The 16408-nt window shown below is 63.7% G+C and carries 13 protein-coding genes; 4 read left to right on the top strand and 9 right to left on the bottom strand.

The genetic code is table 11. The features are described 5' to 3' along the window. The first annotated feature begins 79 nt into the window (after positions 1-79). Both AB0N72_RS13680 and AB0N72_RS13675 read left to right on the top strand, forming a co-directional pair. Entirely contained in the window at positions 80-1297 is a 1218-nt protein-coding gene (locus tag AB0N72_RS13680; protein WP_363930916.1) for an ROK family transcriptional regulator, read from the top strand. An 85-nt stretch (positions 1298-1382) separates the two neighbouring features. Continuing rightward, positions 1383-2576 carry an MFS transporter gene (locus AB0N72_RS13675; RefSeq protein WP_363930915.1) on the top strand — a complete coding sequence of 398 codons (1194 nt, stop codon included), beginning with the start codon at positions 1383-1385 and terminating at the stop codon, positions 2574-2576. Between the two features lie 268 nt (positions 2577-2844). On the opposite strand, the gene aceB is transcribed toward AB0N72_RS13675, so the two are convergent. Both aceB and aceA read right to left on the bottom strand, forming a co-directional pair. Beyond that, positions 2845-4497 (bottom strand): malate synthase A, encoded by a 1653-nt coding sequence (gene aceB / locus AB0N72_RS13670; RefSeq protein ID WP_363930914.1) that lies wholly within the window; start codon positions 4495-4497, stop codon positions 2845-2847. Between the two features lie 244 nt (positions 4498-4741). After that, positions 4742-6058, bottom strand: coding sequence for an isocitrate lyase (gene aceA / locus AB0N72_RS13665; RefSeq protein WP_363930913.1), 1317 nt, complete (start codon positions 6056-6058; stop codon positions 4742-4744). 155 nt (positions 6059-6213) lie between these two features. On the opposite strand from aceA, the gene AB0N72_RS13660 reads away from it, so the two are divergent. Further along, on the top strand, positions 6214-7728 hold the full coding sequence (locus AB0N72_RS13660; protein WP_363930912.1) for a helix-turn-helix domain-containing protein: 1515 nt from the start codon (positions 6214-6216) through the stop codon (positions 7726-7728). Between the two features lie 383 nt (positions 7729-8111). Here AB0N72_RS13660 and AB0N72_RS13655 read toward each other — a convergent pair whose 3' ends face one another. Beyond that, a complete protein-coding gene (locus AB0N72_RS13655) occupies positions 8112-8726 on the bottom strand; it encodes a TetR/AcrR family transcriptional regulator (RefSeq protein WP_363930911.1) in 615 nt (204 codons plus the stop codon). 304 nt (positions 8727-9030) lie between these two features. Between AB0N72_RS13655 and AB0N72_RS13650 the strand changes: the two genes are divergently transcribed. After that, positions 9031-9960: a cytochrome b/b6 domain-containing protein gene (locus AB0N72_RS13650; protein ID WP_363930910.1), complete on the top strand. Its 930-nt coding sequence runs from the start codon at positions 9031-9033 to the stop codon at positions 9958-9960. Between the two features lie 76 nt (positions 9961-10036). Here AB0N72_RS13650 and AB0N72_RS13645 read toward each other — a convergent pair whose 3' ends face one another. The 6 genes from AB0N72_RS13645 to AB0N72_RS13620 all read right to left on the bottom strand — a co-directional run bounded on the left by AB0N72_RS13645 (position 10037) and on the right by AB0N72_RS13620 (position 16377). After that, on the bottom strand, positions 10037-10873 hold the full coding sequence (locus tag AB0N72_RS13645; RefSeq protein ID WP_363930909.1) for a hydroxymethylpyrimidine/phosphomethylpyrimidine kinase: 837 nt from the start codon (positions 10871-10873) through the stop codon (positions 10037-10039). A 43-nt stretch (positions 10874-10916) separates the two neighbouring features. Next, on the bottom strand, positions 10917-11894 hold the full coding sequence (locus AB0N72_RS13640; protein ID WP_363930908.1) for a TAXI family TRAP transporter solute-binding subunit: 978 nt from the start codon (positions 11892-11894) through the stop codon (positions 10917-10919). Next, entirely contained in the window at positions 11887-13302 is a 1416-nt protein-coding gene (locus tag AB0N72_RS13635) for a HAMP domain-containing sensor histidine kinase (protein WP_363930907.1), read from the bottom strand. Before AB0N72_RS13635 ends, AB0N72_RS13640 begins: the two co-directional genes overlap by 8 nt. Further along, positions 13299-13961: a response regulator transcription factor gene (locus AB0N72_RS13630; RefSeq protein WP_363930906.1), complete on the bottom strand. Its 663-nt coding sequence runs from the start codon at positions 13959-13961 to the stop codon at positions 13299-13301. The genes AB0N72_RS13635 and AB0N72_RS13630 overlap by 4 nt, the downstream gene beginning before the upstream one ends. A gap of 117 nt (positions 13962-14078) precedes the next feature. Then, the gene (locus AB0N72_RS13625; protein WP_363930905.1) at positions 14079-15491 is read right to left on the bottom strand and encodes an MFS transporter; all 1413 of its coding nucleotides are present in this window, start codon (positions 15489-15491) and stop codon (positions 14079-14081) included. A gap of 433 nt (positions 15492-15924) precedes the next feature. Then, a complete protein-coding gene (locus AB0N72_RS13620; protein ID WP_363930904.1) occupies positions 15925-16377 on the bottom strand; it encodes a hypothetical protein in 453 nt (150 codons plus the stop codon). Positions 16378-16408 lie beyond the last annotated feature (31 nt).

Below are 16408 nucleotides of genomic sequence, written 5' to 3'. Positions count from 1 at the left end.
ATCGTCAAGCAAAAGTTGGAAAACGTCCGACAAACTTCGACCGCATGACATGCATAAGCAATCGTGCTTCACTAAATGCATGACTCCAGTACCGGGAAACGACGCCGGAAATACCTCGTTGATAGAGGCTGGCAATTTGTCGCGTGCTGGCGATCTCTTCCAACTTCTTCGGGACGGCCAAGCGAGGACGCGGGCCGAACTTGCCATCACCACAGGGCTGGCCCGCTCCACGGTGGCTTCCCGCATCGACGCCCTCATCAGTTCCGGACTGGTTGGTCCCGCAGGCGAGGCAAGTTCAAGTGGCGGCAGGCCGCCGTCGCGCTTTGCTTTCAACCCTGCCGCGCGGGTGGTGCTGGCCGTCGACGTCGGAGCGACCCACGTGATTGTTGCGGTCACCGACCTCGGTGGCAGCATCCTTGCGGAGCGCCGGCTGAAGCAGGAAGTAGCCGAAGGGCCGGAAACCGTCCTGGGCCGCGTGGTGTCCGCGGGCCTTGAGCTGCTCGCCGACGCGGGCCGGGAACCCGGAGACCTCGCTGGCATGGGCATCGGGCTTCCCGGCCCAGTGGAACACGACACGGGACGGCCGGTAAAGCCGCCGATCATGCCGGGTTGGGACGGATTCGACGTCGTCACTTACGTCCAGCGGTCCCTGCCCGTTCCCGTACTCGTGGACAACGACGTCAACATCATGGCCTTGGGAGAGCGGACAGCCTACTGGCCGGACCACGACAATTTCCTGTTCATCAAAGTGGCCACCGGCATTGGGGCCGGCATCATCAGCAGCGGCGAACTGCAGCGGGGCGCGAACGGCACCGCCGGCGACCTCGGGCACGTCCGCGTTCCGCGCGGCGACGACGTCCTCTGCCGTTGCGGCAACTACGGGTGCCTCGAAGCGCTTGCCTCCGGGCCCGCCGTCGCGCGCCAACTCCAGGCGCAGGGGTTGGAAGCCACCAATGGTGCGGACGTCCTGCGGCTGGTGGGCGAGGGAAACCTGCAGGCAATACAAGCTCTGCGGCAGGCCGGTCGCGACGTCGGCGACGTCCTGGCCACCGTGGTCAACCTCCTCAACCCGTCCATGATCATCATCGGCGGCAGCGTGGGGGAGGCCGGCGAGCACCTGGTGGCAGGCATCCGTGAAGTGGTGTATCGGCGTTCGCTGCCGCTGGCCACCACGCACCTCCGAATTGGCATCTCCATGGCCGGCGACCGGTCCGCCATCCTGGGCGCCAGCCAGATGGTGACACAGCACGTCCTCTCGCCCGCTGTGATTGAAGCCACGCTCCAGGCGACGGGGTAATTGCCGTTGGGTGCAGGCAGGCGGGCCGCAGCGTGATAGCAATGAAACTGATGAAAACGCTTCCTGCCACTCTCCGGCCCGCACCGTGACACAGTTTCTCGCCAAAGTCCCCCGAGGCTGGCTGATCCTCGCATGCATTGGGTTGATCGCCTTGAACATGCGCGGCCCGTTCGTGGCTGTGGCGCCAGTGGTGGATCTGCTGCGGCAAGACCTTGGGTTCTCCCCGGTGGAACTCGGGCTGCTGACAGGCATCCCTGTGCTTTGCTTTTCCCTCGCCTCGCCGCTGGCTTCCCTGGCCGGACGACGGCTGGGTGCCGAATTCGCCGTGATGCTCACGCTGCTGGGCGTGCTGGCAGGCGTGGTGCTCCGGTCCAGCGGTGGCAGCGCGCTGGTGATGGCAGGCACAGTGATCATCGGTGTGGCCATCACCATCGGCAACATCGCAGTGCCGCTGATCATCCGGCGCGACTTCGCACCCCGGCGTCAGGCGACCGCGATGGGCGTGTACACGGCGGCCTTGAATATCGGCTCGTTCCTGACCTCCGTGGCTACTGCACCGTTGGCTCAGCTGGTGGGGTGGCGGCTTTCGCTGGCGGCGAGCGCGCTGCTGGCGTTGGCAGCGATCCTGTTCTGGGTGCCCACTGTTGGTGCGCGGCGGGCTTTTGTGCCGGCTCCCGTTGTGGCTTCCGTTCCATCAGGTTCGGGAGGCGTTGCCGGCGTGGGCTGGTTGACCGTGGGATTGACGCTCGGTTTCGCCGGCCAGGCGTTCTCTTACTACGGCGTCACCGCCTGGCTCCCCAGCTTCCTGTCCGACGAACTCGCCATGGGTACGGCTGAGGCCGGGGCCGGTTCCTCGCTGTTCCAGATCTTTGCGATTGTGGGCGGCTTGGGCGTGCCTCTCCTGGCGCGTTTCACCAGTACGACGGCGGTGGCGGCCACTTTGAGCGCGTTGTGGCTGACCGTTCCGGTTGGTTTGTTGCTGGCGCCTGGCTTCTGGTGGGTGTGGTCCTCCATGGGCGGAGTTGCCCAGGGAGGCGGGATCACGGTGATCTTCATTGCCATCATCAAGTTCGCCCGTTCACAGGCAGCGGCGGGGAAGATGTCCGCCGTCGTGCAGGGTGTGGGGTACTGCTTCGCTGCTCTGGCGCCTACGGTCATTGGCTACGTGCACAGCGTTTCCGATGGCTGGACCGTCCCCCTGTTCGTGATCCTCGGCTCGGTGCTGGCGTTCTGTGTGTGCACCACGTTGTCCGTGCGCTGGGTGGCCCGGCAGGGCTAGGGCGGGTGCCGGTGAGCTAGGCGCCTGGTGAGCTTGCAGCGGGTGGCGGGTGCCGCCGTCGTGCGCTTCTTGTTTCGCCGATTCGTGGCTTTGCTGCGCAGTGTGCCGTGCGCAAGGCGCGGCGCGCAGCGGAGCATCGAAACGGGCGAGTGGTTCAGCGCATGGAAAAGCCCCGTTGCTGGGCTGCCTCCCCGACCATCGGGGTCACTTGTTGCGAAGAGTGCAGGCAGCCCAGCGTCGGGGCTTGATGTGTCGCTGACCAGAGGTACTAGGCGGCGACGAGTTCCTCCTCCGTGGCCTCTTCACGGGCCTCGGTGAGGAAGCGGGCGTAGGCGGGGATGGTCAGGAACGTCGGGAATTCTTCTGCCAGGGTGACCTCTTCGAAGATGGCGCGGGCGTCAGCGAAGCGGTCCCCGTCGAAGCGTTCCAGGCGGGCGAACTCCTCGTCCAGCATGTCCTCCACCCATTCGCGGGTGATGATGTCGCCGTGGTCGGTGATGGCGTGGGAGTGGATCCACTGCCACAGCTGCGAGCGGGAGATCTCCGCAGTGGCGGCGTCCTCCATCAGGTTGTGGATTGCCACCGCGCCGTTGCCCCGCAGCCAGGACTCGATGTAGCGGATGCCTACCTCGATGTTCAACCGGACCCCGGCCTCGGTGATGCTGCCCTCGGTACTGGCGATGTCGATCAGCGCGCGGTCGTCGGGGGTGACGTCCTCACGGCTGCGGTCCAGCTGGTTCGGCTTCTCCCCAAGCACCGAATCGAAAACTTCGCGGCACACGGGCACCAGGTCCGGGTGGGCAACCCAGGAGCCATCGAAGCCGTCGTTGGCTTCGCGGGTCTTGTCAGCGCGGACTTTCTCGAACGATGCCTGGTTGGCTGCTTCGTCCTTGCGATTGGGAACAGCGGCAGCCATGCCGCCGATCGCCATGGCACCACGGCGGTGGCAGGCCCGGACCAGTTGCTCGGTGTAGGCCCGCATGAACGGTTGGGTCATGGTCACCTGGCCGCGGTCCGGGAGCACGAAACGCGGGCCCCGGGTGCGGAAGTTCTTGATCAGCGAGAAGATGTAGTCCCAGCGGCCGGCGTTCAAACCACTGGCATGGTCCCGCAGTTCGTACAGGATTTCTTCCATTTCGAACGCGGCCGTGATGGTTTCGATCAGCACGGTGGCGCGGATGGTGCCTTGCGGGATGCCGAGCAGGTCCTGGGCCAGGACAAAGATGTCGTTCCATAGCCGGGCTTCGAGGTGGTTCTCGATCTTGGGCAGATAGAAGTACGGGCCCTTGCCCTGGGCCAGGAGGCGGCGGGCGTTGTGGAAGAAGTGCAACCCGAAGTCCACGATCCCGCCCGCGATGGGCTTGCCATCAATGAGCAGGTGCTTCTCGGGCAGGTGCCAACCACGGGGGCGGACCACGATGGTGGGCAGGTCCTCGGCGGCCTTGAGCTTGTATTCCTTGCCCTCCGGAGAGGTGAAGTCGATCCGGCGTTCCAGTGCGTCGGTCAGGTTCAGCTGGCCCTGGATCACGTTGCGCCACGTCGGCGTGGACGAGTCTTCCATGTCAGCCAGCCAGACCTTCGCACCCGAATTCAGGGCGTTGATGGTCATCTTCTTATCCACCGGACCCGTGATCTCCACGCGCCGGTCCTCCAGACCCGGGGCCGGGGGAGCGACGCGCCAGCTTGGATCGTTGCGGATGCCCTCGGTTTCCGGGAGGAAGCGCGGATCCTGGCCGGAGGAGATCTGGTTACGGCGGGCGTGCCGTGCCTGCATCAGCTCCTGACGGCGATCAGCAGTCGCCCGGTGCAGCTTGCCGACGAACTCAAGCGCATCCGGAGTGAGGACCTCGTTCTGCCGGCAAATGGGCTGAGCGGTGATGGTGATGCCGTTGATAGTGAAGTTGTCAGTGAAGCTGTTCATTTCAATCTCTCCTATGAGAAGCAAATGTTCGACGGCGGCACTTGCGTGAGGTGCGCACGAGGCCGGAGGTGCGGTGATGCGGCAGCCTGCGTAAAAGGGGCCCTGCGTCCCGGTCCGTCCTCGCTCAGCGAGGTCGAAACCGGGACGTGGGGAATAGCAGGCAGAGCATTGCCGCAGCAGAGGCCCAAGGCGAGGACCGCCGTCGTGCCTTCCGGTGAGCGGAAACTCACCTTGGGCGTGTTGGTTAGTGGAATTGGCCCTCTTCGGTCGATCCGACCAGTGCGAGGGTGGAAGCGTTCGGGTTGAGCGCTGTCGCGATGTCGTCGAAGTAGCCGGTGCCGACTTCGCGCTGGTGCTTGGTGGCGGTGTAGCCGCGTGACTCGGAGGCGAATTCCTTTTCCTGGAGTTCGACGTACGCGCTCATGCCTTCACGGGCGTAGCTGTGGGCGAGGTCGAACATCGAGTAGTTCAGGGCGTGGAAGCCGGCCAGGGTGATGAACTGGAACGTGAAGCCCATGGCACCGAGTTCGCGCTGGAACTTGGCGATGGTGGAGTCGTCCAGGTGCTTGCGCCAGTTGAAGGACGGGGAGCAGTTGTAGGAGAGCATCTGGTCCGGGAACTCGGCCTTGACCGACTCGGCGAACTTGCGGGCCAGCTCCAGGTCCGGGGTGCCGGTTTCCATCCAGATGAGGTCGGAGTACGGTGCGTAGGCCTTGGCACGGGCGATGCAGGGTTCGATGCCGTTGCGGACCTTGTAGAAGCCCTCGGCAGTGCGTTCGCCGGTGATGAACTCCTGGTCGCGCTCATCAACGTCGGAGGTAATCAGGGTCGCTGCCTCCGCGTCGGTGCGGGCGATGACCACCGTCGGCGTACCGGCGACGTCGGCTGCCAGGCGAGCGGCGTTGAGGGTCCGGATGTGCTGCTGCGTGGGGATCAGGACCTTGCCGCCGAGGTGGCCACACTTCTTCTCCGAGGCCAGCTGGTCTTCCCAGTGAACGCCCGAGGCGCCAGCGGTGATCATGGACTTCATGAGCTCATACGCGTTCAGCGGGCCACCGAATCCGGCCTCGGCATCGGCGACGATCGGGACCAGCCAGTCCTCAACGCTCTTGACGCCCTCGGCGTATTCGATCTGGTCTGCGCGGAGCAGGGCGTTGTTAATGCGGCGGACAACCTGGGGTACGGAGTTTGCCGGGTACAGGGACTGGTCCGGGTAGGTCTGGCCGGAGAGGTTGGCGTCAGCTGCCACCTGCCAGCCCGAGAGGTAGATCGCGCGGAGACCGGCCTTGACCTGCTGCACGGCCTGGTTTCCGGTCAGGGCACCGAGGGCGTTGGTGTATCCGCCGGTGGGAGCTTCCTCGGTGAGCTGCTTCCACAGCTTCTCCGAACCGCGGCGGGCGAGGGTGTGCTCTTCGGAGACGCGACCACGGAGGCGGACGACGTCGGAAGCCGAGTAATCACGGGTGACGCCTTCCCAACGCGGGTTGGCGGACCATTCAAGTTCCAGCGCTGCGGCCTGCTGCTCGGCGGTCAACTCTGCTGGTTCAAACGATGCGGTCATTGCATGTCTCCTAATATCCAAGCGGGGCCTCCCCGGGCCGGCCTCCGCTGCGTCGTTGCTGCATCGGCCGGCTTGTCCGGGTCTGTATTTCTTTTTCGTAAGACCTACTTTTCTGCACTTCCAAGAGGGTTTCTAGAGGAAAAGTATGGAAAGAAATGCAGTTCTTCGCGTATTCTCAAGAAATGTCGCCTGTGAGCTGGAACCGCGAAGTCGCGTCGCCGTCGTCGTCCGCTGCGTCCCCTGAACTGGACGTCATCAGCCTTGGCCGCCGCGTGCGGCATCTGCGCAAGCAGGCCGGGCTGACGCTCGATGACTTAAGTGCCGCCGTCGGGACCGCGCCAAGCCAGCTGAGCCTGATCGAAAACGGCAAGCGCGAACCAAAACTGGGGCTCCTGCAGCAGCTCGCAAGCTCGCTCAACGTGAGCATCGACCAGCTGCTCGGTGCCGAGCCGCCCAGCCGCCGCGCGGCCTTGGAGATCGAGCTGGAACGGTACCAGCGCGGACCCCTTTATGAGTCCCTGAACCTGCCCAAAATCCGCATCAGCTCGCGGCTTCCGCTCGATGTGCTGGAGTCGCAGGTGGGGTTGCTGCAGGAGCTCGAACGCAAACTTAACGAGCAAGTCGCGACGCCGGAAGAGGCCCGCCGCGCGAACGGCGAGTTGCGTGCCATGATGCGCGAGCGCGGTAACTATTTCCCGGAGTATGAGGCGGAGGCGCAGAAGGTCCTCAAGGGGGTTGGCTACACCACCGGGCCGCTGAGCCAGCACGTCATCGCGGACATCGCCGAGAACCTCGGTTTTTCACTGCATCACGTGGGCGATTTGCCTCATTCGACCCGGTCCGTGACAGATTTGAAGAACCGCAGAATTTACCTGACGCAGAACCAGCGGCAGGATCACGACCCCCGTTCGGTGCTCCTGCAAGCCTTGGGACACTACGTCCTGGGACACGAGACTCCGCGGAACTACGGCGATTTTCTGGCACAACGGGTGGCAACCAACTACTTTGCCGCCGCGTTGCTGCTGCCGGAGCAGGCCACGGTGGAGTTCCTCCAAAAGGCCAAGGCCGCCAAGGAGATAGCCGTGGAGGACATCCGGGATGCCTTCGCCGTTTCCTATGAGACGGCGGCGCACCGCTTCACCAACCTGGCCACGCAGCACCTTGGCATCACGACGCATTTCCAGAAGACCCACCAGTCCGGCATCATCTACAAGGCCTACGAGAACGACGGCGTGACCTTCCCGCAGGATCACACAGGCGCCATTGAGGGGCAGCCGTCGTGCAAGGCGTGGACCTCCCGGGCGGTGTTCGACGTGCCCGACAAGTTCAGCGCCTACAGCCAGTACACGGACACCCCTTCCGGGACCTACTGGTGCACGGCGCGCACGGAGCGATCGGCTTCGGGGGAGTTTTCTTTGAGTATTGGCGTGCCGTACCAGCACGTGAAGTGGTTCCGGGGGCGCGAAACCACTGCCCGGGCGACCTCGACCTGCCCGGACCCGAACTGCTGCAAGCGGCCCCCTGCCTCCCTTGCGAATGAGTGGGCCGGCAACGCCTGGCCGTCGGCACGTGCACACTCGCACCTGCTGGCAGCCATGCCCCCGGGTGCGTTCCCCGGCGTGGACGAGACAGAGGTATACAGCTTCCTGGCGGCCCACTCCGCGCGCTGAACCCCGAACCCTCGTTCACGTTCCGGGGTTTGGGGCGCTCGTTCACGTTCCGTGTGATTGGGCCGGGACGCTCGCTCACGTTCCGTGGGTTTGGCCGGGACGCTCGGTCACGTTCCGTGGGTTTGGGCCGGGACGCTCGTTCACGTTCCGTGGGTTTGGGCCGGGACGCTCGCTCACGTTCGTTGGTCTCCGGCGATCTTCATTGTTGGAGGAGTGTCGCCTCAACGGTGGAGTCGGGCGCTGGCGTTTATGTGGTTGTGCGTGAGGGTTGGGTTGAAGCCCGTGGGTGGTGCGTGAGGGTTGGGTTGAAGCGGGTGGGATGTGAGAGAGGGCTGGGGTGAAGCGGGTGGGATGTGAGAGAGGGCCGGGGTGGTGCGTGAGGGTTAGGGAACCAGCCGGGCCACCAGCACCGCGGCAGCATCGACGACGTCGTCCGCTTCCTTTTTGTTGGCACTCAAGGCGACCTCGTGGCCGGCAACGGTGATGATGTCCGTGATCACTGCGACGGTGAGCCGGCCCAACGTGTCCTCGCTGGTGCCGAGCAGCACGGAGTTTTGGCGGACCCACTCGCGTCCGCGCTCCCGCCGGAGTACTTCAAAACCAGGGGGAGTGTCGCCCTCAATGAATACCCGCTCCAGGTCCCGGTGCTTCCAGGTGTAGTCGAAGTAGCTGCGGCTGCCCACGTTGAATAGCGCCAAGGGGTCTGCCTCGCCAGCCTTGCGTGCCTTCGCTACTGCGGCAGCTACGAGTCGCTCGTGTTCGTTCTGGTAGTCGTCCCAGAGGGCAAGGAAGAGTTCGGTCTTGCCGCCGAAGTGGTGGTAGAGGCTGCCTACGCTCGACCCTGCGCGGGCCACGATGTCGGAGATACTGGCGTCGGTGAATCCGTGCTCCACGAAGACTCGAGCGGCCGCGTCCAGCAAATTCCGCTGTGTTGCTGCGGTACGCGTCCACTGCCAGGAGCTTGCGGTGGTTGCCGCTTCGGAGGTTTTTCGGACCACGCCGGAACCTCCTCTCAACAGCAAGGGTGGATGCCGGCGTGTTCGCCGGCCACTTTCTGAAATCCTACCCTTGAAATTTTCCACATAGCCAGCAGCAAGCCTTGACGGACCCACGATTCAAAGGAAATAATTCTGGAAGTCGGTTCTAGAAATATACATTGCGGCATGTATCCGAATACTGCGATTTTTGACGTGGGACGCCTCGAAACACGGGTGCCGTTTTCGCCGTCGGGCTGTAACTGGTTGAATCGCTATATAGCGCCAACTGGTCGCAGCCAACCAAGCCAGAGAGGAACGCGGCCTGATGTCCGTTTCAAGCAAGTCGTCCGGGATCACGTCGAACAGGTGGTTCAAGCCCGTCGCCGTCACCGCAGGAGCTTTGGTGGTGGCACTGATCCTGGTGCTCGTTGCGCAGTGGCTCCGGACCCTGCAACCGGTGCAGCAGTTCCTGACGGACTACCCGGGCCATTCCGCCATCCCCGAACGCACACCCACAGGTTTCCCGGCGTGGCTTGGCTGGCAGCACTTCCTCAATATGTTCTTCATTGTCTTGATCATCCGGTCGGGCTGGCAGGTGCGGACCACCACCCGTCCTCCGGCCTACTGGACCAGGAACAATAAGGGTTTCATCAAGACCAAGAACCCGCCGAGCAAAATCAGCCTGGACCTCTGGTTCCACCTCACGCTGGACGCGCTTTGGGTATTGAATGGCATTATTTTCATCGTTCTGCTCTTCGCTACCGGTCAATGGCTGAGGATCGTTCCCACCAACTGGGACGTCTTCCCGAACGCTGTCTCAGCCGGTCTGCAGTACGCCTCGCTGAACTGGCCGGTTGAAAACGGCTGGAACAACTACAACAGCCTGCAGCTCCTGGCCTACTTCATCACGGTCTTCATTGCCGCCCCGCTGGCCATCATCACGGGAATCCGGATGTCCGGTGCGTGGCCCAAGAAGGCCGCGATCAACAAGTTCTACCCGATCGAGCTGGCCCGCAAGATCCACTTCCCGGTGATGATCTACTTCGTGGCGTTCGTGATCGTCCACGTCACGCTGGTCCTGGCCACCGGTGCGCTGAACAACCTGAACCACATGTACGCAGCCAACAACGACTACAGCTGGTGGGGCTTCGCAATCTTTGCGGCCTCCATCATCTTCACGGCCGCCGCCTGGTTCCTGGCGCGCCCCTTGTTCCTCCGACCGATCGCCTCGCTGATGGGCAAGGTCTCGCGCTAAACCGCGTGAACCCAAAGCACAAAAACAGCCGCTCCGTAAGTGTTCCGGGGCGGCTGTTTTCGTATGTGAGCGGGTGCTAGGACAGAGCCCCACCCTGCCACAGGGCATCAAACGGAGCACCCGAGGACACCCGGTTCTTGATACCGGCCGTGACAAAGGCCTTGGCAGTTCGTGCCGCTTCCAGCGGCGTGGCACCCTTGGCGAGCTCGGCAGTGACGGCAGCAGCAAGCGAGCAACCAGCGCCGGACACAGCGACGTCACCAACCTTCGGGGCACGCAGGACTTCCAGCGTCTGGCCGTCGTAGTAGACGTCGACGGCGTCCGGTCCTTCCAGCCGCACCCCACCTTTGGCGAGGACTGCTGCGCCGCTGACTTCGTGGATGCGGATGGCGGCGGCCTTCAGCGACTCTTCATCGGTGATGGCAAGCTCCGAGAGCGACTCGGCTTCGAAGTGGTTCGGCGTCACGAAGGTAGCCAGCGGGAGGATCTGGGCCTTCAAAGCCTGGTCGGTGTCCAGCGCGTGGCCGGGCTCCTGGCCCTTGCAGATCAACACGGGATCCAGCACCACGTGCTTGAAAGAGCCGTCCGCCAAAGCCTTCTCCACGGTGCTGATGGTTGCCGGGCTTCCGAGCATGCCGATCTTCACGGTGTCCAGAACTGACGGTGCGCCGGAAGCGGCACCGTATGCCGCCGTCGTCGCTTCCAGTTGGTCGGCAATAACCTGCTGGTCCACCGGCACGAAACGGTGGTTCCAGTTGTCCTGCGGGTTGAAGGAAACGATGCACGTGAGGTTCGCGATCCCGAACACACCGAGTTCCTGGAAGGTCTTGAGGTCGGCCTGCGCTCCGGCGCCACCGGTCGCTTCGGAGCCGGCGATGGTCAGAGCAATGGCTGGGGCAACGGCTGAAGTCATGACTCCATTTTGGCAGTTGCTGCGCTTCGACTCCTAAACGGGCCTAGCCGTGCAAGGCCCGGTATGCGGCCTCGGCGGCCGGATGCAGCGGCACTCCGGCGGTGTTGATCAGCGTTTCCGGGCTGAGGAATTGGACGCCGGCGCTGGACTTGGGCACCAGGTCCTGGGCGTGTTCAACCATGAGCTCCACGGTCTGCCGGACAATGTGGTCCGCCAGGTCGCTCCGGCACAGAAGCAGGTTGGCCACGCCCACAGTCCATACCGCAGGAGCGTTCCCATAGCTGTTTGCCGGGATGAGGACGCGGTCGTAGAAGAAACCGGACTGCGCACGCGTTGCCGGAATCAGTTCGGAAAGATCAAGAAGCCGCACGCCGAGGTCCTGGGCAGCAGCGGCGATGGGCGCTGTCGGAACCCCTCCGGACTGGATCATGACATCAATGGAGCCGTCGGCAAGGGCGGCGATCGCCTGGTTCAGTCCCAGGTTGACCTGCTTCATGGCCCGGTCCGGTGGAGCAGACTGCGGCGCCAACCCGGCCGCTGCGATGATCCTTCCGGCAGTGAGGGTGGTTCCGGAGCCTACTTCGCCCACACCCGCGGTCTTGCCGGCGAGGTCCGCGAACGTTCGGATGGAACTGTCCTCCCGCACGATGCAGTGGACGTAGTTCTGGTAGACCTTGCCCAGGGCCACCAGCCGTCCTTCGCTGTGGCTGCTGGCGGCCGGTTGCGCCGCCGCATCGGCGAGGGCGACGGCGAAGGTCGCCTCGCCGGACAGCACCCGCTGGATGTTCTCAAGACTTCCGCCGGTGGTCAGGGCGCGCGCCTTGTCCGCGATGCGTTCCCGCTGCAGCAAATCCGCCAGGAGGGTGGCGAATTCAAGATAAAAGCCGCCCGGTTCTCCGCCGGCCACCGTGACCTCCTGCGGTTTCTCCGACGGGGAGCAGCCGACAGCCGAGGCCAAAACCCCGAACGTCACGGCTGCCTGGATGGCGTTGCGCCTCGACATCATAGGAATTTCAGGCATCGCTTTCGCCCCTCGGATGCCCGAATTCCAAGCGGACCGTCAACCCGTGCGGCTTGCTGTCTTCCAGCACCAGCCGCGCACCGTTCGCCTCGGCCAACCGTTCCACGATGGTCATCCCCAGGCCATTGCCGGGGATGCTGCTGTGCTGCGGTGCCCGCCAAAAACGGCTGGTAGACACGGCGCGCTGATCGGCAGGGAGGCCGGGACCGTCGTCGGAAATCACGACGGCGATACCTCCTTGGGACGGCTCGGTCGCCACTTGGATGTGGGCGGCCGGGGCGTACTTGATGGCATTTGCCAGAAGCTCACCCACCATGTGCGCGAGTTCTTCCGGGTTGCAGGCGAGGGTGATCGGCCGCGCAGGCTCAAGAAGCGTGATCGTTGCCCCCGCCTGAGCGGCAGCCGGGGTGGCTCGTTCCGCTTCTCCTTGAAGGACGGGAAAGGGATCGATAACGCTCGGTCGGTGGTGCTCCGGGTCCTGCTCCACGCGGGAAGCCCCCGCAAAGGCGCGATGCTCCGCGGTAGCCAGCTTCAGCACGCCGTCGAGCATTCCTTCCACCCGCTCAAGTTCGGCTACGACGCCGGCCGCGGCGGCCTTCTCCGGTTCGGACCGCAGCGCCAGCTGCAGCAGGTCGATCCTCAGGCGCAACGCCCCCACCGGGTTGCGGAGCTGGTGCGAGGTGTCGGCGATGAGCCGCCGCTGCGATTCCATGCTCTCGCTCACGGTGTTGGCCATGGCCGTGAACGAACGGCTGAGTTCACGGAGCTCGGGCGGTCCGGCCTCGGGGAGTTGGCTCGTTGTTCCGGTGGTTTCGAGTTCATGGACGGCCCTGCCAAGGCGCTGGACCGGGCGCAAAACCCAGCCCGTGATCCGCGCAGCGGCCAGCAGGAGCAGCGCGCCAAGGGCGAGGGCAGCCAGCACGACGACGAGCCAACGCTCCCTGAGCTTCTGCCGGGCCGCGTCGAGGTTGACTTCCATGACCACTTCGCCGAGGACCTGGCTTGCTGTGCCGAAGGACCTGGAGATGATCTCGTTGCCCGTCCCGAACGCGCGGATGGAATCCAGGGTGGTGTCGCTGAGGTTCAGGCTGGCCCTGCCTAGTGCGTCCTTGACCTCCGGTTGGTCATCGCGAAGGTCCCCGGAATGGAGGGTTTGCCCTTGCATATGGATCAGGATTCCTTCGCCATACAGCTCTGAGTAGCGGTCCATCTCGCGCTGGAGTTGGGTGGTGTTGCTGTCTTCCAGGGCGTCACTCGCCAGCTGGGCGAAGCGGTTCAGGGCAGCGACGCGGTTGATTTGCAGCTCCTGGGTGAGCTCGCGGCTTGCCGACGTCAGGATCACGCTGGACACCGTCACCACGATGACCACCACGAGCAGGCTCAGGATGCCCAGGACGCGGAGTTTCACGGCTGCTCTACGCGGTAGCCGACGCCCCGGACGTTGATGATGAACCCGGGCATTTGGAGTTTGGACCTGAGGCCCGTGAGGTGCACGTCCAAGGAGCGGGAGTGGGCCAGGAAGGCGTCGCCCCATAGCGCGTCCAATATTTGTTCCCGGGTAACCACCGAGCCCGCGTTCCTTGCCAGCAGCGCAAGAAGGTCGAATTCCGTCGCCGTGAGGGGAAGTTCCCTGGCGCCAACCGATGCGACGCGGCGGTCGAGATCGACTTCGAGTTTCCCGAGGACGATCGTGTGTGGCGCCGCTTGGCCGGTGCGGTTGGTTCGGCGCGTCACGGCCTCGATCCGGGCCAGGAGTTCTACAAGTTTTACCGGTTTGACCAGATAATCGTCGGCGCCGGAACAGAGGCCGAGGACCACACTGCGTTCGTCATCGCGGGCGGTCAGGATCAGGATGGGAATTTGCGTCACTTGGCGCAGTTTTCTGAGGACGTCCAGGCCATCCAAGTCTGGCAGGCCCAGATCAAGCAGGATGACCTCGTGCTGCCGGTGGGCCAGGAGTGCGTCCTCGCCCCTGGAGACGCGGGTGTGCTTATGCCCGGCTGAGGCGACGGCGGCACTCAAGGCTGAGGCCATGGCGTCGTCATCCTCGACGATGAGCACGTGCACGGTGTGGTCCTTAGGGTAGCGGGGCGGGGTCGCTACTAGAGCTTAACGTTGTGAGGCCCGCTCTGCGCCCTTCGGAGTATCCAAAGTGCGCAGAACGGGCCCCACAAGGCACCAAAGTCAGGCGTCGACGCGATCCTTCTTGCCGCCGTCGCCGGTTTCCCCGGCGTCGTTGGCAGTGCTCCGGGCGGCGAAGGCGTGGCCCTGCTCTGCATCAAGGTGCGTCGACTTCTTGTTCTTCAGCGCGAAGATGTACACCAGCAGCGAGATGAAGATGGCCGCGGTGACGTACGTGAAGAACAGGTTCTCCTGCCCGGCCTTCTGCAACGCCGCTCCAATCAGCGGGACCGTTCCGCCGAACAGCGAGTTGGCAATCGCGTAGCCGAGACCAACACCCAGTGCACGGATGGATGCCGGGAAGAGCTCAGCCTTCACCAGCGCATTGATGGACGTGTAGCCGCCAACCATCAGCAGGCCGCCCATCATGAGCAGGAAGGCGACGAACGGATCCTTGGTTCCGGCCAGGGTGGAGAGCAGCGGCCAGGTGAAGAGGACACCGGTGACACCGAACCAGATCAGCAGCGGCTTGCGGCCGATCTTGTCTGAAATCAGGCCGTAGACGGGCTGCAGCAGCATGAAGATGAACAGCGCCCAGAAGTTGATCACGGAGGTATCGGTCTTGGCGATGCCGGACGTATCGTTCATGAACTTCAGGATGAAGTTGGTGTACGTGTAGAACGCCACCGTACCGCCAAGGGTAATGCCGATGCAGATGAGCAGCGGCTTCCAGTGCTTGGTGAACAGGAGCTTCATGGTGCCAGGCTGGGCCTCGCCGGCGACCTTGACGTGCGCCGCGCGGAGTTGGTCGGCGGAAAGGGTCTCCTCCATGGAGCGGCGAAGCCACAGGACGACCAACGCTGCGACGCCGCCGATTGCAAAAGGTATCCGCCAGCCCCACGCTGTCAGGTCTTCCTTGCTCATGGTGCTCTGCAGGATCACGAGGACCAGGAGGGCCAGCATCTGGCCGCCGATGAGGGTGACGTATTGGAAGCTGGAGAAGAAGCCGCGGCGCTTGGCCGTTGCTGCCTCGGACATGTAGGTGGCGCTGGTCCCGTACTCGCCGCCCACCGAGAAGCCTTGCAGCACGCGGATAAACACCAGCAGAATGAGGGCCCAGAGACCGATGACGTCCTGGGTTGGCAGGACCGCGATGGCGAACGAGCCCGCCGACATCATGGTCACGCTCAGTGTCAGTGCGGCTTTGCGGCCTTTGCGGTCCGCGTAGCGGCCGAAGAACCAGCTGCCGATCGGACGCATCAGGAACGACGTCGAGAACACAGCCATCGCTTCAAGACCGGCCTGGAGATCGTCCGAGGAGTTGAAGAAGTGCGACTGGAAATACGCCGCGAATACTGTGTAGACGTAGAGATCGAACCACTCCACGAGGTTGCCCGCGGAGCCCTTGAGGATGTTGCTCACTGCCTTACGGGTGTGGGCGGCTTCGCTCAGAGGTGCAGCTTGTTGGGTGCTCATCAATGAACCTTCCTGGACGGCAGCGTATTGCAGCAGCCGTGTCTTGCATGAGTTCGTTCTGTCCATGAAGCTCGTGCTCATGGCGTCCTTGCGCATGGCTCTTCGTCGACTAAGAAAGGCCCTCTTGGGGAAAGAGGACATGTTCCAAACTATGGGTGGTGCAAGGCACAGCCAACGCGGGAAGGGATTTCCTAACACTTCCTTAGGTTTCGCGGCCGTTGCTTGAGGCCCGACGCCGGGACATAATGCTCGACGGCGGCCCGCGGCCAGCGCTCAAAGGCGCCGTTGCGCCCGCTCACCCGCTCACCCGCGGTCCCTCCTGCAGATCCCTAGTGCTTCCGGCTGTCCCTCCTGCAGATCCCTAGTGCTTCCGGCGGTCGCTCCTGCAGGTCCCTAGGGTTTGATGCGGTCCCTCCTGCAGGTCCCTGCCCGATTAGCTGGGATTTGGCTTGTGGATACGAACCATTTTCCAGATCGAGAGTCGACCAACGCCGGCGGCAACGGCGATGGACAACGGGAAAAGAGTCGGACCAGTCGGGGACAGCCAGCCAAATGGTGCACATATGAGCAACGGGGCCGCGAAGAAGGCAGCCACGTGAATCCATTGGTGGGGGATGCGCCGAAGTGCCAGGCCCAGTAGAGATCCAACCGCAACGCCCACAGCCCACACGGGAAGAATGCTGTAAATGAAGAACACGATTGCCCGTCCACCTGGGGATTGAACAACCAGGAAAAGGCAAAACGTCAGGTGCGCCAGCGCGACGCCAACAGCGAGCCCTCCGCCCCCAATGACCACCCGGTCTTTTGATCCATAGGGCCATCCATGGCCGGTCTTGGGTGTCTTCAGTCCATACTCTGACTCGTGTATCCAAAAGTCATCGTCCATTGGTCACCACCCGGCCGATTATGTGACTGAG

Source organism: Paenarthrobacter sp. NPDC089307, assembly GCF_040685055.1.
Taxonomy (GTDB): Bacteria; Actinomycetota; Actinomycetes; order Actinomycetales; family Micrococcaceae; genus Arthrobacter.
Note: the sequence above shows the minus strand (reverse complement) of the source record. Positions and strands in the feature narration are given on the sequence as shown.